This window comes from Burkholderia sp. AU45251, from assembly GCF_030482905.1.
Classification (GTDB): domain Bacteria; phylum Pseudomonadota; class Gammaproteobacteria; order Burkholderiales; family Burkholderiaceae; genus Burkholderia; species Burkholderia aenigmatica.
The window spans coordinates 19406-41092 of the sequence record NZ_JAUJQH010000042.1 but is presented as its reverse complement, the minus strand read 5'-3'; the positions used below and the strand labels follow the sequence as shown (position 1 = coordinate 41092).

Annotated in this window: 20 protein-coding genes and 1 pseudogene; 6 read left to right on the top strand and 15 right to left on the bottom strand. The window is 66.4% G+C overall.

Features of this window, described 5'->3' with window-relative positions:
• Together QZM67_RS38005 and QZM67_RS38000 are read right to left on the bottom strand one after the other, a co-directional pair.
• A partial coding sequence (locus tag QZM67_RS38005) for an SDR family NAD(P)-dependent oxidoreductase (RefSeq protein ID WP_131932263.1) occupies positions 1–142 on the bottom strand: 142 nt, incomplete at its 3' end.
• Between the two features lie 52 nt (positions 143–194).
• Complete coding sequence (locus QZM67_RS38000) at positions 195–935, bottom strand: acetoacetate decarboxylase (protein WP_301811246.1); 741 nt, start codon at positions 933–935, stop codon at positions 195–197.
• A 443-nt stretch (positions 936–1378) separates the two neighbouring features.
• Between QZM67_RS38000 and QZM67_RS37995 the strand changes: the two genes are divergently transcribed.
• Entirely contained in the window at positions 1379–1960 is a 582-nt protein-coding gene (locus QZM67_RS37995; RefSeq protein WP_301811244.1) for an undecaprenyl-diphosphatase, read from the top strand.
• A 26-nt stretch (positions 1961–1986) separates the two neighbouring features.
• Here QZM67_RS37995 and QZM67_RS37990 read toward each other — a convergent pair whose 3' ends face one another.
• The 3 genes from QZM67_RS37990 to QZM67_RS37980 all read right to left on the bottom strand — a co-directional run bounded on the left by QZM67_RS37990 (position 1987) and on the right by QZM67_RS37980 (position 3958).
• Positions 1987–2211, bottom strand: coding sequence for a hypothetical protein (locus tag QZM67_RS37990; RefSeq protein ID WP_175023570.1), 225 nt, complete (start codon positions 2209–2211; stop codon positions 1987–1989).
• A 176-nt stretch (positions 2212–2387) separates the two neighbouring features.
• A complete protein-coding gene (locus QZM67_RS37985; protein ID WP_175023571.1) occupies positions 2388–3209 on the bottom strand; it encodes a siderophore-interacting protein in 822 nt (273 codons plus the stop codon).
• Positions 3210–3247: 38 nt separating this feature from the next.
• On the bottom strand, positions 3248–3958 hold the full coding sequence (locus QZM67_RS37980; RefSeq protein ID WP_301811241.1) for a PadR family transcriptional regulator: 711 nt from the start codon (positions 3956–3958) through the stop codon (positions 3248–3250).
• Positions 3959–4441: 483 nt separating this feature from the next.
• On the opposite strand from QZM67_RS37980, the pseudogene QZM67_RS37975 reads away from it, so the two are divergent.
• Positions 4442–4600: pseudogene (locus QZM67_RS37975) on the top strand (integrase); the annotation flags it as partial.
• A gap of 171 nt (positions 4601–4771) precedes the next feature.
• Here QZM67_RS37975 and QZM67_RS37970 read toward each other — a convergent pair.
• Positions 4772–5035: a hypothetical protein gene (locus QZM67_RS37970; protein WP_301811238.1), complete on the bottom strand. Its 264-nt coding sequence runs from the start codon at positions 5033–5035 to the stop codon at positions 4772–4774.
• A gap of 702 nt (positions 5036–5737) precedes the next feature.
• On the opposite strand from QZM67_RS37970, the gene QZM67_RS37965 reads away from it, so the two are divergent.
• Both QZM67_RS37965 and QZM67_RS37960 read left to right on the top strand, forming a co-directional pair.
• Complete coding sequence (locus QZM67_RS37965; RefSeq protein ID WP_301811236.1) at positions 5738–7192, top strand: aldehyde dehydrogenase; 1455 nt, start codon at positions 5738–5740, stop codon at positions 7190–7192.
• A gap of 85 nt (positions 7193–7277) precedes the next feature.
• A complete protein-coding gene (locus tag QZM67_RS37960; RefSeq protein WP_301811234.1) occupies positions 7278–8891 on the top strand; it encodes a GMC family oxidoreductase in 1614 nt (537 codons plus the stop codon).
• A gap of 67 nt (positions 8892–8958) precedes the next feature.
• Here QZM67_RS37960 and QZM67_RS37955 read toward each other — a convergent pair whose 3' ends face one another.
• Positions 8959–9846: a transporter gene (locus QZM67_RS37955; RefSeq protein ID WP_301811231.1), complete on the bottom strand. Its 888-nt coding sequence runs from the start codon at positions 9844–9846 to the stop codon at positions 8959–8961.
• 426 nt (positions 9847–10272) lie between these two features.
• Between QZM67_RS37955 and QZM67_RS37950 the strand changes: the two genes are divergently transcribed.
• Entirely contained in the window at positions 10273–11247 is a 975-nt protein-coding gene (locus tag QZM67_RS37950) for a helix-turn-helix domain-containing protein (RefSeq protein WP_301811228.1), read from the top strand.
• A gap of 150 nt (positions 11248–11397) precedes the next feature.
• Here QZM67_RS37950 and QZM67_RS37945 read toward each other — a convergent pair whose 3' ends face one another.
• The 5 genes from QZM67_RS37945 to QZM67_RS37925 all read right to left on the bottom strand — a co-directional run bounded on the left by QZM67_RS37945 (position 11398) and on the right by QZM67_RS37925 (position 16344).
• A complete protein-coding gene (locus QZM67_RS37945) occupies positions 11398–12489 on the bottom strand; it encodes a porin (protein ID WP_301811225.1) in 1092 nt (363 codons plus the stop codon).
• 175 nt (positions 12490–12664) lie between these two features.
• Positions 12665–13387 (bottom strand): SDR family NAD(P)-dependent oxidoreductase, encoded by a 723-nt coding sequence (locus QZM67_RS37940; protein WP_301811222.1) that lies wholly within the window; start codon positions 13385–13387, stop codon positions 12665–12667.
• Positions 13365–14486 carry a 2,3-butanediol dehydrogenase gene (locus QZM67_RS37935; protein ID WP_301811220.1) on the bottom strand — a complete coding sequence of 374 codons (1122 nt, stop codon included), beginning with the start codon at positions 14484–14486 and terminating at the stop codon, positions 13365–13367. Before QZM67_RS37935 ends, QZM67_RS37940 begins: the two co-directional genes overlap by 23 nt.
• A 1-nt stretch (position 14487) precedes the next feature.
• Entirely contained in the window at positions 14488–15792 is a 1305-nt protein-coding gene (locus QZM67_RS37930; protein WP_175025952.1) for an MFS transporter, read from the bottom strand.
• An 18-nt stretch (positions 15793–15810) separates the two neighbouring features.
• Entirely contained in the window at positions 15811–16344 is a 534-nt protein-coding gene (locus QZM67_RS37925; protein WP_043186175.1) for a 2,4'-dihydroxyacetophenone dioxygenase family protein, read from the bottom strand.
• Positions 16345–16519: 175 nt separating this feature from the next.
• Between QZM67_RS37925 and QZM67_RS37920 the strand changes: the two genes are divergently transcribed.
• Complete coding sequence (locus tag QZM67_RS37920) at positions 16520–17500, top strand: helix-turn-helix domain-containing protein (protein ID WP_175025954.1); 981 nt, start codon at positions 16520–16522, stop codon at positions 17498–17500.
• Positions 17501–17591: 91 nt separating this feature from the next.
• Here QZM67_RS37920 and QZM67_RS37915 read toward each other — a convergent pair whose 3' ends face one another.
• From QZM67_RS37915 to QZM67_RS37905, 3 genes are all read right to left on the bottom strand, one after another.
• Positions 17592–19157 (bottom strand): GMC family oxidoreductase, encoded by a 1566-nt coding sequence (locus QZM67_RS37915; RefSeq protein WP_301811212.1) that lies wholly within the window; start codon positions 19155–19157, stop codon positions 17592–17594.
• Between the two features lie 467 nt (positions 19158–19624).
• On the bottom strand, positions 19625–20605 hold the full coding sequence (locus QZM67_RS37910; RefSeq protein WP_175025956.1) for a helix-turn-helix domain-containing protein: 981 nt from the start codon (positions 20603–20605) through the stop codon (positions 19625–19627).
• 447 nt (positions 20606–21052) lie between these two features.
• Complete coding sequence (locus tag QZM67_RS37905) at positions 21053–21673, bottom strand: LysE/ArgO family amino acid transporter (protein ID WP_301811209.1); 621 nt, start codon at positions 21671–21673, stop codon at positions 21053–21055.
• Positions 21674–21687: the final 14 nt, after the last annotated feature.

Below are 21687 nucleotides of genomic sequence, written 5' to 3'. Positions count from 1 at the left end.
CGGCGACCGCGTTCGCGCCGTCCTGGTTCAGGTCGGCGATCGCGACCGCCGCGCCCGCCTTCGCGAGCTCGAGTGCGATTTCCTTGCCGATGCCGCTCGCGGCGCCCGTGACGACTGCGGTCTTGCCATTCAGGTTGCTCATGTTCGAATTCCCGTGGTGAAAGGATTGACAGGGAGAAAGGACTGCGGACGTGTTACTGAGCCAGGTAATCGTAGACGACTTCGCCGAGGCCCAGTGTCAAATCTGCGACCAGGTGGCGGGCTTCGACGATTTCGAGCACGGGCAGGTCGGCCACGGGTGCGAGCGCGTGCGGCGCCAGCGCGAGCGATGCGGGGCCCGTCCACGCGCCCTTCATCTTGATGTCCTGCATGTAATAGCGCACCAGTTCGCAGACGCGTGCGGTGCCGTCGACGTGCGGAATGATCTTCAGCAGGAAATTGGGACCGGCGAGACGCTTGGTCTGCTCGTCGATGTCGAGTTCCTTGTGCTTGTAGCCCATCGTGCCGGTGGCGACGCGCACCTTGCCGTAGTCGAGCGTGCCGAGGATGTGGTCGGTGTTCACGTGCAGCGTGGGCGACGCGAGCTTCTTCGGGAAGCCCCACAGTTCGCGGCCGCCGGCGATCGGCGGGTGATCGTCGAGATACATCGCGAGCGTGTAGCCGCCCGGCTGGCCGTTGTATTCGACGGGAATCACCTGGCCACTTTCGGTGTAGTCGCCGAAGCCGGTCGAATCGGCCATGCGGATGAATTCGTAATGCACGAGCGGCTCGGTGATCTGCAGCGGCTCGGGGACGATTTCGCGGAGACGGTCCGGATCGGTGCGATACGTGATGATCAGGAACTCACGATCGACGAAACGGTAAGGGCCCATCGGGAAGGCAGGGCTGGTCAACGGCATCGCAAACGCTTTCGATCGGACATCGCTGGGTTTCATGCGGACTCCTTGTTGTTGATCGCTTCGTGGATGAGTGCTCGTAAGCTCGTAATCCTATGCCTGTGCGTTGCCGTTGTGCGATGCCGCATTTGGAATTAATTGTTGCCGATTTCGAAGAATTCGCGACGTAAATATTGAGATGAATGATGCAAACGGCATGGATGGCACCCGGCGTCCCGATGTTCGCACGCGTCGATGACGCCGCGATGTGAAAAAGGTGAGTCTTTACGGGATGCCGAGTGAGCCTTTTCGGGAGACGGTTGCGCGGAAATGTGACAAATGTGTGAACTTGTGCTGCAGTGCAGGCTCTAAGTGCGTTCGCCGCAGCGGGCTTCATCGCGTGCGGCGTCCGTATTAAGCATTGCTTAAGCGGGTGCGCCTTAGCATCGTTCGTATCTGGCCGGGAAACCGGCTGATTTTTTACGCCCCACGCAACCGGATTCATGCAGACCCTCAATCTCACCCTCTTTTCCGTCATCAACGCCGGGGTTGCGCCGCAGCCGGGCGTTGCCCGCCTCGCCATCTTCGCCGCCGACTGGCTCGTCTATGCGTTGCCCGCGATGCTGCTGCTGACCTGGATCTTCGGCGCGCGCCCGACGCGGCGCCAGGCGATCGAAGCCGGCGTCGGCGTGTGCGTGGCGCTCGCGCTTGCGCAGGTCATCGGGCATTTCTGGTTCTCGCCGCGCCCGTTCATGGCCGGCGTCGGCACGCAACTGATTCCGCACGCGCCGGACAGCTCGTTTCCGAGCGATCACATGACGTTCGCGTGGAGCATGGCGGCCGGGCTGATGCTGGGCGGCACGACCCGGCTCACCGGGTTCGTGATGGCCGCGATGGCCGCGGCGATTGCATGGGGGCGTATCTATGCGGGCGTGCACTGGCCGTTCGACATGGCCGGCGGCGTGCTGGTCGGCACGGCCGGCGCGCTGGCCGCGCACCTGTACGGGCAACGCGTGACCGCGCTGCTCGAACGGCTCGGCGATTCGGTGCATGCAGTCGTGATGGGCCGCCGGCACGCGCCGTAAGCGGCAGGCGATCGGGCAGGACGCCGTCAGTTGGGTGTCTTGGCCGATTCGGCCGATGCGGACGGGCCGCCGCCCGCATCGTGCAGTTCCGGCGTATCGGCCGGGTGTTGCGCGGAGTCGCGGTCCAGCGCGCTTTCCTTCAGGATCGCGCACATCGCGACGAACAGCGCGAGTACCACCGCGGCAAGGCCGCAATAGCCGGCGATCTTCAGGTTGCGAAGGAACGGCGAAGCGTGGCTTTCTTTTGTCATGACCGGGCGCTCCTGGGCTGGCTGCGGCGGCTGTCGCCCGACAGCGGCGTCGCACACACAGATATATACCAGCCACGATAGCGGTGCCAAGCCCGCTGGTGCGCCGACGCGACGATTGTGACATCGGCCGTTCGATTTCAACCGGGTACCGCTTTGTCGGGTACCCGCACCCCTTCTCAGTCTTCCAGCGTTTCGTGCACGGCCGCCGCGCCGCGCTTCCAGTACGCCGCCGCACGGATGCGCGACTTGTCGACGCCGCGCTCGCCAGTCAGGTGCTGGCGTACCGCGCGCATCGACAGCGCTTCGCCGGCCGCCCAGACGTAGCCGTCGCCGGACGGCGGCAGCGGCAGGTCGCGCACGGCATTCAGCAGCGCGTCGCCGTCCGCCGCGTCGGCTTCGGCGCGAAAGCGCCAGATTTCATGCACGTCGGCATGCGTGTCGAACGCGATCTGCGCGGTGCGATCCGCGACTTCCAGCACGACCGCCACGCGCGCACCGGCCGGCATTTCCGCGAGACGCCGCGCGACCGCCGGCAGCGCCGTATCGTCGCCGATCAGCAGGTGCCAGTCGAAACCGGTCGGGACGACGAACGAACCGCGCGGGCCGCCGATGCCGAGCCATTGGCCGACGCGTGCCTGTGCGGCCCACTGCGACGCGGGGCCCGGATGGTTCAGCACGAATTCCAGATCGAGTTCGCAGGCAGCGCGGTCGAAGCGGCGCGGCGTGAAGTCGCGCGCGACCGGCTTCGGTTCGCCTTCCGGAAACTCGGGACCGTTCGCGCCGAGCGTCGGCAGCACGGGCCGTTCGGCACCGGGCGGCGGGAAAAATACTTTCACGTGATCGTCGAACGACGCGGATTCGAAATCCGCGAGATCGGGGCCGCCGAGCGTGACGCGCAGCAGGTGCGGCGTCACGGTGTGCACGCGCAGGACCTGCAGCAAGCGGAACTTGAGGGTGTGGCGCACGCGGGTCACGGTGCGGTCGGATGTGTTCTGCATCAATCCGTTCTCCTTATGTTTTGACGGGGCGGCGCGGATTACGCGCCGGTGCCGCCTTCGATTTCGGCCGTCGCGCGGCGCATGATCGCCGCGATGCGCCGCTGTTCGGTGGCGTCGGCCGCGCTCTTGTGCAGCAGCGCGCGCTTGAGGGCGAGACGCGCCTCGACGAACTCCGGCAGCCAGCCTGCTTGCGCTTCGTCCTGCGCTTCATTGCCCGCCGATTCCCCGGCGAACGCGCGGCGCATGAACTCCATCTTGCGTGCGAGATGCGTGAGGCGCGCGAACAGCGTGTCGACACGTTCGCGCTGGGCGTCGAGATGCGCGCGGCCGGCGTCGGTCAGCGCGTAGCGCTTGCGGTTGCCTTCCGCCTGCGACGCGACGAAGCCGACTTCTTCGAGATACGTGAGTGCCGGGTACACCATGCCGGGGCTCGGGCTGTAGAAACCGTTCGAACGCGTGTCGAGCGCCTTGATCAGCTCGTAGCCGTGGCTCGGTTGCTCGGCGACCAGCGCGAGCAACAGCAACTGGAGATCGTCGGAGCTGAACTGGCGGCCGCGCGGCATGCCGTCGTCGCCGAAATCGCCAAAGCCGCCGCGCCCGCCACGGCCGCCGAACGGGCCGCCGCCGAACGAGTCGTGGCCGCGACGGTGGCGGCCGATTGCGTACCAGAGACCGGCGAACCAGTCAGGGCGGGCATGCGCACCATGACCGTCGCATCGGGCATGGCCGCGGGAAGGGTTGTGTCGCATGATCGTGTCCTATATATCGTAAAACATATCTAAAGATATATATCGAAAGATAGGGTGTCAAGGAGGATTATTGGGGGAGGATGGACGGGTCCGGCGCATCCAGTGCCGCCCGGGTTGCCAAAGAGGGAAAGGGCTCGGCGACGATGCAGTGAAGTTGCCTGCCCGTCCTCGCACGTCAGGTTGGCAACGGTTCGCTGCGATCCATCTGACTCACCCGCGCGCGCTCCGGACGCGGATCGCGTCACGCCACGGGAGCATACTGGCGCGCGTCGCAATACGCCCCCGGACCACACTCGAACCGCGCCTTGAACGCACGCCCGAAATGCGTGACGTCCGAAAACCCGCGAGCGACCGCGAACTCCAGCAACGTGCAATTGGTATCCACCGGATCTTCCAGCGCACGCCGGTTCGCCTACAGCCGATACTTCTGAATCCAGCACTGCGGCGTCAGCTCGGTCGCAGTTCGACGACTTGCTGGCGGCCGGCCAAGTCGTGTCGGTGAGCCCGCCTGCATCGGTGCGCGGGCCGAGTCACACGGCGAGCACTGGGAAAACGCCGGTGCTCATGACGAGCGAGGCACGACAACTTCGGGACAGCATCGACATATCGACGCCGGTAGGGCTGCGCGATCGTGCGCTGATCATATTCAAAATTTACTACGGCATATTTTTATCCGCGGTGCCGCTGCATCATCGGATAGTCGGTCGAGTGATCATCAGTGCCACTGCATGCAACAACACTGCCGCTGCCTTCACCCGATCGTCATTTTGTCGTCAATTATTATTTGATCACCGTCTTGATGTCTAAAAAATATCATTTCGTATCGATAAATTGGGGGTCTTTTACTATGTCATCATCAACGCCGGAGTAGTAAAGAAATCCAAGCGCCTTTGTTTTCACAAGAATTCCTTCTGACAATTTTCCACCTCCGACCAACTCTCGATCGATAAGCCAGTCGTCATACCCGGCCACACGTCGGCGTTTGTCGAAATCACAAACGACAATGCCTGTAACGTCCCCTTCGACGATAACATGATCGCCGATGTGAATATCCAATCCAGATAAAACGTATTTCACGATGAACCTCTTCTCTATCAAAGCGGGTTGAGAAATGGCTCAACCGGCGCCGCGCATAATGTTAATTGATCCAGCTTAAGCACATATTCTTGCCTCGCTAGGACGCAATCACATTTCGGATATGGCATTTGACTGATCTGGAACATATTGTGATGCGACCCGTACACACCGTGTTGCATTTCATTATCGGGTATCACGTCAGCGGTCTGTACCCATATGTGCCAACGTTGATGATTTTCCCCGACACGGTTCGGCGTGGGTTGCATTTGTTCGGGCAATCATCTTTCTCTACGCTCTTTTCTTGTGCACCGTCTGTGGACCTTGTCATGTACCAGGTGTCCGCTCCGATCATACCCAGACCGCCGATTCCTGCGCCGATATCGAGTTGGGAGCACGTCAGCCCGGCGACTACGACGAATCGCTTCAGCCGATCGCCAGGTGCTTCAGGGACGGCGGCCGCATCGGCCGTCGACATGGCTGAGCTGTCGTGTTCCGATCCGTCCTCTATGGGCGAACGCGCTGACGCCGTGCGACATGTGCACCCACGTTCGGCGCCGACGAACACTTCGCACGCGTGTGCATGTGAATCCTGCATTCGGTGCACGGATGTCCCAGCGCCGCCAGAACCCGCGTCCTACAGTGGGCCAGATATGCCGATCGGCCTTTCAGCGCGGGATCGGCCTTTAATCTGGAGGCAGCCACATGACAGCCGAGTACACCCTTCAACACCGGATCGCGGGCGAGGCGTGCGACGCCGCGCAGGGCGAGTGGTTCGAGAAATTCGAACCGTGCACCGGACACCTGCTTGCGCGCGTGGCGGCCGGCACCGGCGCCGACGTCGACCGGGCCGTACGCGCGGCCCGCGCGCAATTCGACGGCGGGCACTGGAGCCGGTTGTCGGGCGCAGAGCGCGCGAAGCTGCTGAACCGGCTGGCCGACCTGCTCGAGCACGACGCGGAACGCTTCGTCGAACTGCTCGCGCGAGAACAGGGGCGCCCGGCCATGGAGGTCCGCATGATGGACCTGCCGATGTCGATCGACACGCTGCGCTACTTCGCCGGATGGGCGGACAAGCTCGAAGGCCGCCAGATTCCGACCGGCGGCTTCATGGGGCGCCCCACCGTCAACTACACGGTGCGCGAGGCGGTCGGCGTCGCCGGCCTGATCGTGCCGTGGAATGCGCCACTGATGATCGCGTGCTGGAAGCTGGCGCCCGCGCTCGCGGCCGGCTGCACGGTCGTGATCAAGCCGTCGGAGGACGCGCCGCTCGCGGTCGGCGCGCTGGCGGACCTGGCCGTGCAGGCGGGCTTTCCGCCGGGCGTCGTGAATCTCGTGCACGGCATCGGCGCGTCGGTCGGGGCCGCGCTGGTCAATCATCCGGGTGTCGACAAGATCAGTTTCACCGGCAGCACCGAGGTCGGCCGCTCGATCGCACGCGAAGCGGGCGCGCGGTTCAAGCGGCTGACGCTGGAACTCGGCGGCAAGGCGCCGCAAATCATCTTCGACGACGCGAATCTCGAGCAGGCGATCGCTGGCGTCGCGATGGGATTGTTCGTCAACCAGGGGCAAACCTGTGCGGCCGGCTCGCGCGTGCTGGTGCAGCGCCGTCACTACGATGACGTGGTCGGCGCGCTCGCGCATGCGGCGCGGTCGGTCAGGGTCGGCACGCCGTTCGACCCGGCGACGCAGATGGGCGCGCTGATCAGCGCCCGCCATGCCGATCGCGTGAAGTCGCATATCGCAGCGGCGCTTCGCGACGGCGCGACGATGGTCGCGGGCGACGAGCCGGTGCCGTCGCAAGGCTTCTTCGTGCGGCCGACGGTGTTCGCGAACGTCGATCCGGCAATGCGCATCGCGCGCGACGAAGTGTTCGGGCCGGTCGGCACGATCATTCCGTTCGATACGGAAGACGAGGCCGTCGCGCTGGCGAACGACACCGTCTACGCGCTGTCCGCGTCGCTGTGGACCCGCGATCTCGCGACCGCGCACCGCACCGCTGCCCGTCTGCGGGTCGGCGCGGTCGCGGTGAACGCGTGGAGCCCGCTCGACGCGCGGCTGCCGTGGGGTGGCTTCAAGGACAGCGGAGTCGGGCGCGACCTGTCGCAAAGCGGACTCGATGCGTACCTGGAGGAGAAGGTCGTCACGATCGCGATGTAGCCGCGCACGTTTCGGCACGGAGATACCACAACAACAAGATTGCGGGCATTGCGTTGCTTGCCCGCCCACCCCTATCGACAGACACATGACTACTCAAGACCTGACCTTCGATTACGTCGTCATCGGCGCGGGTTCCGCCGGTTGCGTCGTGGCCGCGCGGCTGATTCAGCAGAATGCCGGTTCGGTGTTGCTGCTGGAGGCCGGCACGCGCGACGACAATCCGTTCCACCGGATTCCGGGCGGCGTGATGCAGGTGTTCCAGAAGAAATCGTGGCCCTACATGACCGAGCCGCAGCCGAACGCGAACGGTCGCAGCATGATCATCGCGCAGGGCAAGGTGCTGGGCGGCGGCAGTTCCGTCAACGGGATGATCTATATCCGCGGGCAGCGCGAGGACTACGACGACTGGGCGACGCAGTGGGGATGCACGGACTGGCGTTACGACGACGTGCTGCCGTATTTCAAGAAGGCGGAAGCGAACGAAAGCCTGGGGCCCGCGTATCACGGCCAGACCGGCCCGCTGCCCGTCAGCGAGAACCGCTATCGCCATCCATTGACGGCCGCGTTCATCCGGGCCGGGCAGGAAATGGGGTTGCCCTACGTCAACGATTTCAACGGCGAAGTGCAGCAGGGCATCGGCTATTACCAGACGACGACGCGCAACGGCGAACGCGCGAGCACCGCGCAGACCTATCTGGCATCGGTGCGCAACGACGCGAAGCTGAAGGTGGTGACCGGCGCACTCGTGCACCGGATCCGGACCGAGGCGGGGCGTGCGGTCGCAGTCGAATTCAGCGAGGGCGGCAATGCGCCCGTATCGGTACGCGTGCGTAACGAAGTCGTGGTGAGCGCGGGGGCGATCGGGAGTCCGAAAGTGCTGATGCTGTCCGGCATCGGGCCGGCGGAGCATCTCGCCTCGCTCGGGATCGAGACGGTTGCCGCGTTGCCGACCGGCAAGAACTTCCACGATCATCTGCACATGTCGGTGCAGGCGTCGATTCGCACGCCGGCGAGCCTCTACGGCGAGAACACGGGGCTCCGCGCGATGCGCCATTTCCTGCAATGGAAGTGCTTCAGGAGCGGCCTGCTGACCAGCAACATCCTCGAAGGCGGCGCATTCATCGACACGCAGGGCACCGGGCGGCCCGATGTCCAGTTCCACTTCCTGCCGCTGCTCGACAATTTCGACAATACGCCGGGCGAGAAGCCGCCGGCGAGCGAGCACGGCATGTCGGTCAAGGTCGGCCATCTGCAACCGAAATCGCGCGGGCAGGTGGGGTTGCGCAGCCGGGATCCGGCGGACCTTCCGACGATCGATGCGAACTTCCTGAGCGACCCGGCCGACCTCGACGGTCAGATCCGGGCCGTTCAGGCCGGGCTCAGGATCCTGTCGGCGAAGGCGCTCCAGGCGCACGTGAAGGAAATCGTCGCGCCGGCCCGGATCGATCCGGACGATCTGCCGGCGATCGAGCGATTCGTGCGGCAGGACATCAAGACCGTCTATCACCCGGCCGGCACTTGCAGGATGGGCACGGATCCGCGCACGTCGGTAGTCGACCAGAAGACGCTGCGCGTGCACGGCTTCTCCAATCTGCGCGTGATCGATTGCTCGATCTGCCCGCAGGTGCCGAGCGGCAATACCAATGCGCCGGCGATCATGATCGGCGAACGCGGCGCCGATCTGCTGCTCGGGCGCTGAAACGGGCGGCGCAGGGATGACCTGCGCCGCCTTCGCGTCGGGCGACGCCGACGCGGATCCATTCGAATCAGAGCGGAAACACGGCCTTGAGCCAGAACGCCGCGCCTTCCGGGCGGTTTCGCACATCGGTTTCCATCTGGTATTTGGCGGTCACGAACCAGCCCTTTCCGCCGTCGTACTTGATCGATGGGCCAATCGCGAACGAACGGCCGCGGTTGCCGGCGATGGTGTGCCCGGCCTGCAAATCGTCCGTCATCTGCCGGTAGACATAGCCGCCCGCGCCGACCGTCAGGCCGTTGCCGAAACCCCAGCCCGCCGAATAGTCGACGATGAATTCCTGGCCGGACTGGTAGTCCGTCGCGTGGTTGCGCTGGTTGAAGGTCCACATGAGCTTCGCGTCGAATACCGGCCCGGTACGGCCGCCATACGAGATGCCGGCGATCGGCTGGATCGCCCAGTAGTTTCGGCCGATGTTGGCCAGGTCGCTTTTGTCGTACCGGCCCGTCGGCGCGAAGAAATCGACGGCGAGCAGCGTGTGCAGCGTCGGGGTGACGTGCCAGCCGAGCGCCGGCCCGAACGTCATGTCGCCGACGCTGGTTCGCCGTTGCGATTGCCCGCCCGCGTGCACGTCGAGCGTCACGAGCGGCAGCAGCGCATGCATGGCCAGCGATGCGCCGGCAAACGTGTAAGGCGTGACCCACACGATCCGCGGCGTTACCGAATAGGCGGTGATGCTGAGGTCCGGCGGCGCGACGTTGCGGCCGTCGTTGTCGCGCAGTTCGCCGGCGTGATAGCGCTCCGCATAGATCAGCGCATAGAGCCCGGGCGGCGGCAGTGCGCAGCACAGGTAGCCTTCCGCCCCGGTCGGGTACACGGAGCCGCCACCTTCGGTTGCGTGGGCGCCGTGCGCGACGGCGAGTGCGGACAGCATCAGGGAAATGGATCGTCGTTTCATCGTTTGTCTCCTGCTGCGGCGCGTGAGCGGCCGCTGTTTGTCTTTGGACGGGGTGCGTGACGGCATGGGCTGGTTGCGTGAAGCCCGGCCGGAAGCCGGTTTCCGCCCGTCAGCAGGGTGCCGCGCCAGTTTTCCGCTCGCATGTGTTTGCGTGCAGAGCCATCAGGAGTGCGGTGCATCTAGGTGAAATCTTTACTGCGTCAGGTAGCGTTCCGGTCGCGCATGGGAGTTGTGCGAATGTTCTTTTGCGTCGACGCGCCGTACGCTACGATCCGATCCCCTCCCCGCTCATCGATGCTTGCCGAGTGCGTGTCGCCGCACGCGGCCGGAAGCCGGGCGAGTCGATCGTCGTGCCCGCTGCCGGCGCATGCAGGCGGCCAGGCAATGGACGTACTTGAAAGCCGGATATTTCTGGAGGCGAACGTCATGATCGATTCGGGATCGCATCCGCTGCTGCGGGAGGGCGCACTACCGTGCTGGTCGGAGCAGATCCGGCATCGGTTCTTTCCGCTGGAACTCAACGCCGGCGCGTCCGGTGCATTCGACGCCAGTGTCGACGTGTTCGATCATCCGCGCTGCCGCGTGGCGCGCATTGCGGCAAGCGCGCATAGCGCCTCCATCGGACGCGACGCCTGCAAGACGCTGAAGCACCGCTACGTCAAGGTGATCTGGCAATTGAGCGGCGTGGCGAGACTCGAGCAGGGTGCGTGCGAAGTGGTCGTGCCGCCAGGGCATTTCACGGTGTACGAGGCAAGCAGCCCGTACTGGATCCAAAGCGACGCACACGGCGAATTCGTCACGATGCTGTGCGAAGTGGCCGATCATGACGCGCTGCTGACGTTGGCCCGCCATGCGATCGGCCGCGCGATGCCGACGACGGGCGGCGCGGCCGTGGCGCTCGCCAGCCTGCAGGCGATGATCACCGAGGGCCGGCGCATGAATCCGCGCAGCCGCTTCGGCGTGCTGGAACTGGTGACGACGTTGCTCGCCGAGGCAATCGATTTCACGGACGGCACGGCGCCCGCTTCGCGACGCAAGATCCGCGAGACGTTGCTGCGCGACGCGCAGCAATACATTCATCGGCATCTGGACGACGGCGAACTGTCGCCCGATCGCATTGCGGCCGCATTGAAGGTGTGCCGCCGCACGCTTTACCAGGCGTTCGAGTCGATCGGCGAGCGGCCGCAGGCGATGATCCAGCGCCTGCGGCTCGAGAAGTGCCACGAAGTGCTGTCGCAGACCGGCGCCGACGGTGCGAGCATTACGCGTCTCGCGCTGCAGTCGGGGTTCTCCGATCCGGCCTATTTCGCGCGCCTGTTTCGCCGGCGCTTCGGCGTCACGCCGTCGCAATGTCGGGAAGCAGCGATGCAGGATGGGGGCGGCGCGGAATCGTCGGGTTAGCAGCGGCTGCGTGCATCCATGCTGCGCGATCAGAATCGGCGGGTGGCCGGCCGCTTGTGATGACGAGGGCGGCAGGGAAGCCGGCGCCGCGCCCGTGTCATCAGGCGATCCGGACGCAGGATCGCCGACAGGATCCGCCAAGGCGGCGGCCTAGAACCGCGTGCTGAACCCGATCCGCGCGATCGACTGCAGTGCGCCGCTCGACGCGCCGTTCGCGTCCATCACGCCGTTGATCTGCGCATTGCTGCCGTGGTTTGCGCGCTGATGCACGCCCGCCACGTAGACCATCGTGCGCTTCGACAGCCAGTACTGGACGGCGGCCAGGAACTGGTGCGCGTGCGCGTTGTCGAGCGTGTCGTTGCCCTTCATGTACGTGTAGCTCGCGCCGATCACCCATGCCGGCGACGGCCGCCACGCGGCGCCGGCTTCCGCCGACCACGCGCCCGCGCCGTTTTGCGCGTTGCGTACGGTCGTGAAGAGCGCTTTCCCCGTGACGGTGCCGAGCGTGTAGTGCATACCCGCGCCCCAGTTGCGCACGCTGGTCGGCGGCAGCCCGTCCGTCGCGCCGTACTTCTGGTTCGTATAGGCTGCGCCCGCGCCGAACGGGCCGTTGTCGTAGCTCGCGCCGACGCTGACCGTGTTGTTCGCGCCGACCGACCCCGCGACGTTCCCGAAACCGTACAGCGCGCCGAAGGTCAGGCCCGACAGCGACGGGCTCGTGTACTTGACCGAATTGGCCACGCGATTGCTGCCCGCGACGCGGTCCCAGTCGAATGCGCCGGTCGGGTTGTTCGGCAACGCGAGCTTGTCGAACGGGCCGTTGCGAAAGCCGTACAGCCCGACGAGATCCTGCGCGACCTCGTTGCCGCTCGCGGCCAGCGCATCGACCATGAACTCGTACTGGTTGCCGAGCGTCAGCGTGCCGTACCGGTCGTTCTGCAGCCCGACATAGGCCGTGCGCGCGAACAGCCCGCCGCCGATGATCGAGCCGTTGCCGAGCGAATACTGGTTGACGAGCCGGAAGATCGCGCGCGTGCCCGCGCCGAGATCCTCCTTGCCTTCGAAACCGAGCAGGTTCGGGAAGAAGATGTTGTCGTCGAACTTCGCGGCACCGTGGCCGCCTTGATTGCTGACATAGCTGATGCCGGCATCCATCAACCCGAACATCGTCACGCTGCTCTGCGCGTACGATGCGGCGGGAAGGGCGCATGCCGCAAGCGCCAGAAGGGTCTTTTTCGTCATCTCCAATGTGCTCCTCACATGTTTCCGATCAGGTCGGATATTTTTGATTGGACTACTGATTGATATGAACAAAGCCGAACCAGGCGAATCCCGGTTCAGCGGCAAACAAAGGAAACCGGGGTGCGGCGGGCATCGGCGGAATTCGCTCGCCCGCCGATGCCCGTTGAACAGCGCGCTAGACCGTCGAATACCCGCCATCGACCGGCACGACCGCCCCGGTCACGAACGATGCGCCGGGCGAGCACAGGAACAGGATGACTTCCGCAACTTCGTCGGCCGTGCCCCAGCGCCCGAGCGGCGTGCGCTCGAGGATGCGCCGCGACGCCTGCGTGTCGGCCATCAGGCCGCTGCTGAGCGGCGTGTCGATCCAGCCGGGCGCGACCGCGTTCACGCGGATGCCGCGATCGGCCCACGCCTGCGCGAGCGAGCGCGTGAGCTGCGCGATGCCGCCCTTGCTCGCGCTGTACGCGGGGCGGTCCTTGCTGCCGAAGTACGTGTACATCGACGCGACATTGACGATGCTGCCGCCATGCTCCGACAACGTCGGCAGTGCGGCGTCGGACGTCCGCATCACCGACGTCAGGTTCACGTTCAGCACGCGCTCGAACTGGTCCATCCGGTATTCGTCCGCGTGCCGGCTGATGCCGACGCCGTTGACGAGCACGTCGAGCCGCGGCAGCGCCGCGATCGTGCGCGTCAACGCATCGCTGTCGGTCACGTCGAGTTCCACGCACCGGATGCCCGCGTGCACGGGCGCATGCGGGCCGGCCGCATCGAGCCCGAGCGCGACGACCGACGCGCCGGCTTCCGCAAAGCGCATCGCCGTGCGCGCACCGATGCCCGATGTGCCGCCCGTCACGATGACGGACTGGCCCTCAAATGCCCACTGACGACTCATGCTCGACGCTCCCGATGGTGTGTGCGCGACGGGCCGGCCGTTGCGCGGGTGAAACGAGGATCTTGATCTGCGCGCGGTCGGCGAGCAGCGCGTCGAAGCCGTCGGCGACGGCCTCTTCGAGCGACACGGTGCGCGTGACGATCGACGCGAGGTCGAGCGCGCCCGACGCGACGATGCGCAGCAGGTCTTCATACGCATGCCGGTAACCGACGCTCGTCGTGATGGTCAGCTCGTCGTTGACCGCGCGGAACGCGTCGAAGCCCGCGCGTGGCATCAGGCCGACCATGACGACGCGCCCGCCCTTGCGCAGCGCCTGCATCGCCGATTCGAACGTGGCTGGCAACCCGGCCGCTTCGAAACTCGCGTCGACGCCGAGCCCGCCCGTGGCCGTGCGGATCGCGTCCTGCAGCGCGGGGGCACCGAGTGCGCGCGCATCGAACGTATGCGTTGCGCCGAAGCGTTTCGCTGCCGCGAGCCGTTCGGGCGACACGTCGACGGCCACGAGCGTCGTTGCCCCCTGCAGCTTCGCGAGCATGATCAGCAGCAGGCCGATCGGTCCGAGCCCGAACACTGCGCAGGTCTCGCCGAGCCGCAGTTCGCCACGCCGCAACGCGTGCAGCGCGACGGCGGCGGGCTCCATCACGGCGGCCTGTTCGAGACTCACGCCGTCCGGCAGGCGATGCAGCATGTAGGCCGGCACGACCGCGAAGTCGGCCATCCCGCCGTCACCCATCAGCCCGGCGAAGCCCATCGACACGCACAGGTTGTACGACCCCGCGTGGCAGTACGCACACTGGTGGCAGCGATATTCGGGCTCGACCGCGACGCGATCGCCCGCGCGCAGCGCCGTCACGCCGTCACCGACTTCGACGACGGTGCCGCTGAACTCATGGCCGAGCGTCAGTGGCGCGGTGCGGCGCGACAGCGGATGCGGCGTGTCGACCGGTATCGCGTGGGGGCCGTCCGCGTATTCGTGCAGATCGCTGCCGCAGATTCCGCAATACGCGACCGCGATGCGCACGTCGCCGGGGCCGACGCGCGGCGTGTCGATTTCCACGAGCCGGACGTCACGCGGGCCATGCCATTGGAGTGCCCGCATGTCAGCGTCCTCCGAGGTTGTGTGCATCGAGACGGCTCGCGGCCGTGCCGGCGAGCGCGCGCTTGCGCAGCACGGCCGGCGCGGTCTCGACGAGGCCGAACGACAGCACGCACGCGAGGATCGCGCCGGCAGCCGACGTCCACATCGCGAACTGCAGGCCGTACTTGTCCGCCGCGAATCCGGCGACGGTCGGCGCGACGAAGCCGCCGATCAGCTCGCCCGCGCCCATGATCAGGCCGAGCGCGCTGGCGATCGCGCGCGGCGGCACCGTTTCGGCCGGGATCGTCGCCATGAACAGCGTGAAGCAGCCGAGGCCCGTGTACGTGGCGAACACGAGCGCGCCGAGCGCCCAGAGCGAGCCGGCATGGATCAGTACGACCGGGCACACGGCGGCGATCAGCGCGAACGCGATCATCGTCGGCTTGCGGCCGATCCGGTCGGAGATCGCCGGCACCGCGAAGCCCCAGAACACCCAGGCGGCGCCGAGGCAGGTCATCACGACGCCCATGTCGGACGGCGACAGGTGGCGGCTTTCCACGAGGAACACCGGCGCGAACGAGATGATCACGATGAACCACGTGAGGAAGAAGCAGCTGATCAGCATGCAGAGCAGGATGTTGCGTTCCTTCAGCAGCGCCCAGCGGCTGACTGCCGCGCCGCTCGCGGCCGGCGCGCCGGCGGTATCGGCCTGCGCGTGCCGCACGCCGCCGGGCGGCACTTCGCGCACCCAGCGCCAGATGCAGAACGCGATCAGGAAGCCCGGAACGCACGACACGTAGAACGCTTCGCGCCAGCCGTACGTGGTCGCGATGCCGATGACCACCGGCGGGCCGATCATCGCGCCGAGCAGGCCGGCGGCGGAGCCTTGCAGCAAGCCCATGTTCAGCCCGCGGCGGCTCGGCGTCGAGCTTTCGACCATCAGCGATTGCGACAGCGGCAGCACGGGGCCTTCGGCGATGCCCATCAGCGCGCGGAACGCGATCAGGCTCGCGAAGCCGCCGACGAGCCCCGACAGCGCCGAACACACGGAGAAGCCGAGCACGGCCGCGATCAGCAGCGGCCTGCGCGTGCCGCGCGCGTCGGACCACGCGCCGGTCGCGGCGCCCGACAGCGCCCACGTGAGCGCGAGCGCGGACGACACCATGCCGAGTTGCGTGTTCGTCAGGTGCAACTCGGCGGACATGAACGGGAACAGGAACGACAGCGCGAGGCGGTCGAAGAACACGAAGCCGAACGTCATGAACAGGATCAGCAGCAGCCTGTTTTCATACGTCCAGGCGGATCTGGAGGAGGAAGGGGATGTCATGGTGAGCCTCGCCGCGCGTCAGCGGAACAGCTTCTCGATCGCTTGCGCGCCGAGGCCGACCTTCTCGTAATGCGCCTTGCACATCGCGATGTACGAGTGCACGTCGAAGTAGCCGTCGGGGTTGCCGGCTTCGTCGAGCCAGATCAGCGGCCCCTTGACGATGAAGAACGCGCGCATCGGCTCCGGGTGATCGAACGCGACGAGCGTGTGGCCTTCGCCCGGCGTCTCGTACACGAAATCGCCGCGCGTCGCGGTCCATTCGTGCTCCAGATAACCCCACTTTCCTGACAGCGTGTAAGCGAACACCTCGTGCGGGTGATAGTGCCGGTTCACGAGCCCGGCTTCCTTGGCCATCAGGATGTCGCACCATTTGTTCTGCGACGGCGAGATCCACAGCGGCCGCGACGAAACCGTTTCGGTGAACGGAACGTAATAGCGTTCGTCGTCGGTGGCCGCGTTCGCGATGTACGCTTCGGGCAGCGCATCGGGCTTGAACGGATTGGCAATCGGCGGGATGTTTTGCCAGAATTCGGCTACGGCTTTGTCGACCACGGTCTGTCTCCTTGTATGGGTGTCGTGGGCTCGACTTTAGCCAGCCGGTGCGCGCCGCTCTTGACTGGGCGGGACGAATTGCTTGACCGCGCCGGACATTGCATCGCACCAGAATCCAGACGAACCATCCCCCAATCCGTGCCGCTCCGCACGACAGGCGCCAGCAGGAGGCGACGTGACGAATACGACCGTTTTTTCCCGCACGCGAGGCTCGACCGCCGACGTGCCGGCGCGCGACAGGATGGCGTACTGGGATGCGTTCAATGCGGCGACGCTGGTCGGCCTGCGCTGCTCGTCACTGTCGCCGGCCGGGCTCGAGGTCGAGAAGACCGATATCGCGCTGCCGGGCCTTGGCATCGCGGACATCAGCGGCCAGGATCACGTGATCGAGCGCAGCCCCGCCTTGGTGCGCCAGTTGCCGAAGGAGTCGCTGTTCGCGTGCCAGATCCTGAGCGGGCGCGCATATTTCATCCAGCGGGACCGCTGCCTGCTCGCGGACGCCGGCGATGTCGTCGTCTACGACACGCGCGTGCCCTATCTGTTCGGATTCCTGACGCCGATGCGGCAGCTGCTGATCGATATTCCGATCACGACGTTCGACGACCGGCTCGATGCGGAACTGGCGGCGCTGCCGCTGCGAATCGCGCCGAAGCCGGGTGCAGGCGCGATGCTCGGCGCGACGTTGCGCGCGAGTGTCGAGCGGTTCATGAAGGATCCGGTCGAACGCGATGCCGCACGGTTCGCCGAACACACGCGCACGCTGATCGCGGAACTCATCGACGCGGAAGTGAACGGTGCGGGCGCGTCGCGGGCTTCGCTGTCGTATCTGCTGACGGCGAAGCAGTACATCGCGACGCATCTCGGCGACCCGGAGCTCGGGCCGCAGGCCGTCGCCGACGCGGTCGGGCTGTCGCTGCGGCATCTGAGCCGGCTCTTCGCGGCCGAAGGCGAGTCGATCACGCAGCACATCTGGTCGGAACGGCTGTCGAATGCGCATCGCGAGCTGACCGATGCGAGGCTGCGCAAGACGAGCGTTGGCGAGATCGCGTTTCGCTGGGGGTTTTCGAGCCAGGCACACTTCAGCCGTGCGATTCGCGATCGCTATGGTGCGTCGCCGATGGCGCTGCGCGAGGCGGCGCGCGCGGCCGGGCGTTGATTCCGGCAGGCGATGCAGATGGAGCGGCGGCGCGTGTCTCACGCGCCGTTTTTTATTGTCGTGAACGAAGGCGCCCGCGCGCCGCGTTGCGCTATTCCGCCAGCATGAACTCCGCACAGCGCTCCGCGATCATGATCGTCGGCGCGTTCGTATTGCCGGACACGATGCGCGGCATCACCGACGCATCGCAGATCCGCAATCCGTCGACGCCTTGCACCGTGAGGTGTGGCGTTACGACCGCATGTTCGTCGTTGCCCATGCGGCAGGTGCCGGCCGGGTGATAGACGGTTTTCGCGCGACGCCGCACGTAGTCGGCGAGTGCCGTGTCGGTCAGCGTCTCGGCTTCGCGCACGATGCGGGCGAGCGACGGCGCACGGATGATCCGCCGCGCGAGCGCGACGCCGCGCACGAGGCCGTCGACATCGGCCGGGTCGGACAGCGCGCCGCTGTCGAACAGAATGGGCGCGGCCGGATCGTTGCCGCGCAGTTGCACGGAGCCGCGCGAGCGCGGCCTGAGCAGGCACGGGTTGATCGACAGGCCGTGGCCGGGCAGCGGTGCGCGATCGACGTCGCCGACGAGCGTCGGCAGCACGTGGAACTGGATGTCCGGACGGCCGCTGCCGGTCGTGTCGACGAACGCGCCGGATTCGACGACGTTCGACGTCAGCAGGCCCGTGCGGCACAGCATCCACTGCAGCCCGTGCCGCAGCGCCTTCAGCCCGCGATCCTCGCCCAGCAGGCTGACCGGCGCGTGGCTGCGGCCGTAGATCGAGACTTCGAGATGATCCTGGTAGTTCGCGCCGACGTCGCGGCTGTCGTGCAGCACGTCGATGCCGTGCGCGTGCAGGTGCGCGCCGGGCCCGATGCCCGACAGCATCAGCAGCTTCGGTGTGCTCAGCGCACCGGCTGCGAGCACGACGTCGGCGCGCGCGGCGGCCGAACCCGTCGCACCGCTTTCCGTCTGCCATTCGACGCCGGTCGCACGCCGGCCGTCGAAGCGGATGCGCGTGACGCGGCAGCCGGTCAGCACGCGCAGGTTCGGATGGCCGAGCGCGTCGGCGAGATAGGTGGCCGCGGTACTGCCGCGCTGCCCGTCGAAGATCGTTGTGTGGTAAAAGCCGGCGCCATGTTGCGCGGCGCCGTTAAAGTCGTCGTTGTACGCGATGCCGGCTTCCTGCGCGGCTTTCACGAACGCGAGGCTCAACGGATGCCGGAAGCGCGTGTCGCCGACCTTCAGCGGCCCGTCGGTGCCGTGAAACGGCTCGGAGAGCCGCAGGTGCGATTCGGCACGCTTGAACACGGGCAGCACGTCATCCCAGCCCCAGCCCGTGCAGCCGAGTGCGGCCCAGTCGTCGTAGTCGTCGCGCGTGCCGCGCACGTACAGCATCGCGTTGACCGAACTGCCGCCGCCGAGCGTGCGGCCCTGCGGCACGTAGGTCTTGCGTCCCGCCGCACCGGGTTGCGGCTCGCTTTCGAACGTGACCGTGCGCCGCGTGCCGAGCACGCGGATGAACGTCGCCGGAATCCGGATGAACAGGCTGTCGTCCTTCGGGCCGTCCTCGAGCAGCAGCACGCGCCTGCCGGCCTTCACCAGCCGGTGCGCGACCGTGCAGCCGGCCGAACCGCCGCCGACGACGATATGGTCGTACGTCTCCATCCCGCTTCTTCTCCTTGCTGTCGGGCGGCGAAACGAGTGCCGCCGCGCAGGAAACCAGCTTAGCGAGCGCCATGCCGCCCCATTTGACCGGGACGGACGCCGTGCTTGCCTTGTAGGGACACGGCGGCGGGTAGTGGGTGGCAGGTGGCGGCTTAGGGCCTGTTCACGCTAATAACGGGCTTGCGCTGGCCACCAGAAGGGCCGAGCGCAAGGATTGCGACGAAGCGAATACTCGACGTATTCGCGAGGAGCATGACGCGGCGATCGGCCCTTCTGGTGGCCGCCCCACGAATGAATTTTCCCGAACAGGGGAACGTGCCTCTCCGCCCGCATTGCGGCGTCGTTCGTCGCTTGTCCCCCAAGGGGACTTCCTTCGGGGCGTTTGGCACGGCCAAACCGCGCTCGTCACTTCTTGCACTGCGAGCGGAAAGGCGCGTTCGCAAGCCCGTTATTAGCGTGAACAGGCCCTAGCGCGCGTCGGCCGGCGCCGGCGTAGGCGCGCGGGTATCGCTCGGCGTCTCGCCGAAGCGCGCGCGATAGCTGCGGCTGAAGTGCGCGCTGTTGTTGAAGCCCCAGCGGAATGCGATCTCGCTGACCGTCAGGTGCTTCAGCGACCGGTCGCGCAAGTCGGCGCGGCAGCGTTCGAGCCGTCGCGCAAGGATATAGCGCGTGAGTGGCATCCCTTCGATTTCGAATACGCGCGCGAGCTGGCGCGGCGACAGGTTGATCGCGCGGCTCACCGCCCGGCTGTCGAGGTCATCGTCGGCGAGATGGCTGTCGATGAACGCCTTGGCGCGCGACAGCGTGTGGACGGTCGACTTGGTCGGCGACGCGTCGCCGTCGCGCAGCCGCAGCATCGACTGCACGAGATCGAGGATCGCGGCGGCGCGCCGTTCGCGCGCATCGGGCGTCGGCTCCTGCGGCGCGGCGAGCAGCGCGTAGACCTGCCGCACGGCCCACGACGCGACGCCGTCGCCGCGATCGATCTTGACGAGGCTGCGGTAGCGCCACGGGCCGACGCGCGCCTCGAATACGTCGCGCGGCACGTCGAGCACGGTCATCGCCATGTCGGCGGGAAAGCCGTGACCGTACGGCATCGACGTGTCGTACAGCACGAGATCGCCGGGCCCGTGCTGCATGCAGTCGACGTCTTGGAACGTATAGCCTTGCCCGGCGTGCATCAGGCAGATGAACACGGCGTCGCGCTGGTCCGCATGGATGTTGTGCGGCGTGCGCACGACCGCATGCCGGTTCGCGACGATGTCGCACGCGCCGAACAGCCCGAGGTCGCGCTTGCGCAACGTCGCGTCGATGCCTTCGGATGACTTGCCGCTGCATTCGATCCGCACGAGCGTGCGCGCGACATGGTCGACCCAGAAGTCGACGCGCTCGTGGCCGCGTACGGCGCGCGTCGAGATCGTGGCGATCTCCGTGCTGGTGTCCGGCATGACGTTCTCCCAATGACCGCCCGAGCGGCGCAGTCTCGGGCAGGTCGGCGGGCGGGGTCAATCGGTGAAAGACCGGGGCGGCGGCGTGACGCGCTTGCAGCGGGGCGTTGCGGCTGCGCGCGCGATCGATGTCCGGCTGAGTCAACACAAGCGGCCGTGCCGGTCAAAACGCGATGATGGTTTTCGTCTATATGGCGTGCAATTCGGTATGCACTGCAGACAGGTGTCGCCGGCCTATTTCGACGAAGGCGACGTCAGCCCGAGCGAAACGTCCTGCTCGTCACCCATCCTGTTGTCGCGGAACTCGACGGTCGCATGGCCGGGCCGTTGCGCGTCGTACGTCCGCAGCGATACGTGGACGGATGCATTGCCGATCGTGCCGGTGTCGAAGCGGGGTGCTCCGGCGTGGCGCCGGAGCGGGCGGGACGACGGGCGACGGTGTGCCGGTCAGCGCAACTGTACGGCCGCGAGAAACAGCACCATGCTGCCGATCGCGCCGTCCAGCACGCGCCACGCAACAGCCTTGCGGAACCACGGTGCCAGCAGTCGCGCACCGTAGCCGAGCCCGAGGAACCACACGACGCTGACCGACATCGCGCCGATCGCGAACGCGAGCCGCGTGCCTTCCGGCTCGCGTGCGCCGGCCGTGCCGATCAGCAGGAACGTATCGAGATACACGTGCGGGTTGAGCCACGTGAACGCGAGGGTCATCAGCACGATCGCCGGGCCGCTTTGCGGCGGCGGCGCGACCGCGTCGCCGCGCACGTCGAGCGTTTCGTGGCCCGGCTTGAACGCGCGGCGCAGCGCGTTGATGCCGAACCATGCGAGATACGCGAGGCCGATGTACAGCACGACGTGGACGAAGGTCGGATAGCGTTCGACGAGCACCGATGCGCCGCCGACGCCCGCGCCGATCAGGATCATGTCGGACAGTGCGCACAGCAGCACGATCTTGCCGATATGCGAGCGCATGATGCCCTGCCGCAGCACGAAGGCGTTCTGCGCGCCGATGGTGACGATGAGCGAGCCGCAGAGTGCGGCGCCGTGGGAAAAAGCGAGCCAGTTCATGGAGAGTGACAGCC

Excerpts from the sequence above, each read along its gene's own strand:
- QZM67_RS38000 (WP_301811246.1), bottom strand. The coding sequence starts at position 935 with ATGAAACCCAGCGATGTCCGATCGAAAGCGTTTGCGATGCCGTTGACC.
- QZM67_RS37995 (WP_301811244.1), top strand. The coding sequence starts at position 1,379 with ATGCAGACCCTCAATCTCACCCTCTTTTCCGTCATCAACGCCGGGGTT.
- QZM67_RS37990 (WP_175023570.1), bottom strand. The coding sequence starts at position 2,211 with ATGACAAAAGAAAGCCACGCTTCGCCGTTCCTTCGCAACCTGAAGATC.
- QZM67_RS37985 (WP_175023571.1), bottom strand. The coding sequence starts at position 3,209 with ATGCAGAACACATCCGACCGCACCGTGACCCGCGTGCGCCACACCCTC.
- QZM67_RS37980 (WP_301811241.1), bottom strand. The coding sequence starts at position 3,958 with ATGCGACACAACCCTTCCCGCGGCCATGCCCGATGCGACGGTCATGGT.
- QZM67_RS37965 (WP_301811236.1), top strand. The coding sequence starts at position 5,738 with ATGACAGCCGAGTACACCCTTCAACACCGGATCGCGGGCGAGGCGTGC.
- QZM67_RS37960 (WP_301811234.1), top strand. The coding sequence starts at position 7,278 with ATGACTACTCAAGACCTGACCTTCGATTACGTCGTCATCGGCGCGGGT.
- QZM67_RS37955 (WP_301811231.1), bottom strand. The coding sequence starts at position 9,846 with ATGAAACGACGATCCATTTCCCTGATGCTGTCCGCACTCGCCGTCGCG.
- QZM67_RS37950 (WP_301811228.1), top strand. The coding sequence starts at position 10,273 with ATGATCGATTCGGGATCGCATCCGCTGCTGCGGGAGGGCGCACTACCG.
- QZM67_RS37945 (WP_301811225.1), bottom strand. The coding sequence starts at position 12,489 with ATGACGAAAAAGACCCTTCTGGCGCTTGCGGCATGCGCCCTTCCCGCC.
- QZM67_RS37940 (WP_301811222.1), bottom strand. The coding sequence starts at position 13,387 with ATGAGTCGTCAGTGGGCATTTGAGGGCCAGTCCGTCATCGTGACGGGC.
- QZM67_RS37935 (WP_301811220.1), bottom strand. The coding sequence starts at position 14,486 with ATGCGGGCACTCCAATGGCATGGCCCGCGTGACGTCCGGCTCGTGGAA.
- QZM67_RS37930 (WP_175025952.1), bottom strand. The coding sequence starts at position 15,792 with ATGACATCCCCTTCCTCCTCCAGATCCGCCTGGACGTATGAAAACAGG.
- QZM67_RS37915 (WP_301811212.1), bottom strand. The coding sequence starts at position 19,157 with ATGGAGACGTACGACCATATCGTCGTCGGCGGCGGTTCGGCCGGCTGC.
- QZM67_RS37910 (WP_175025956.1), bottom strand. The coding sequence starts at position 20,605 with ATGCCGGACACCAGCACGGAGATCGCCACGATCTCGACGCGCGCCGTA.
- QZM67_RS37905 (WP_301811209.1), bottom strand. The coding sequence starts at position 21,673 with ATGAACTGGCTCGCTTTTTCCCACGGCGCCGCACTCTGCGGCTCGCTC.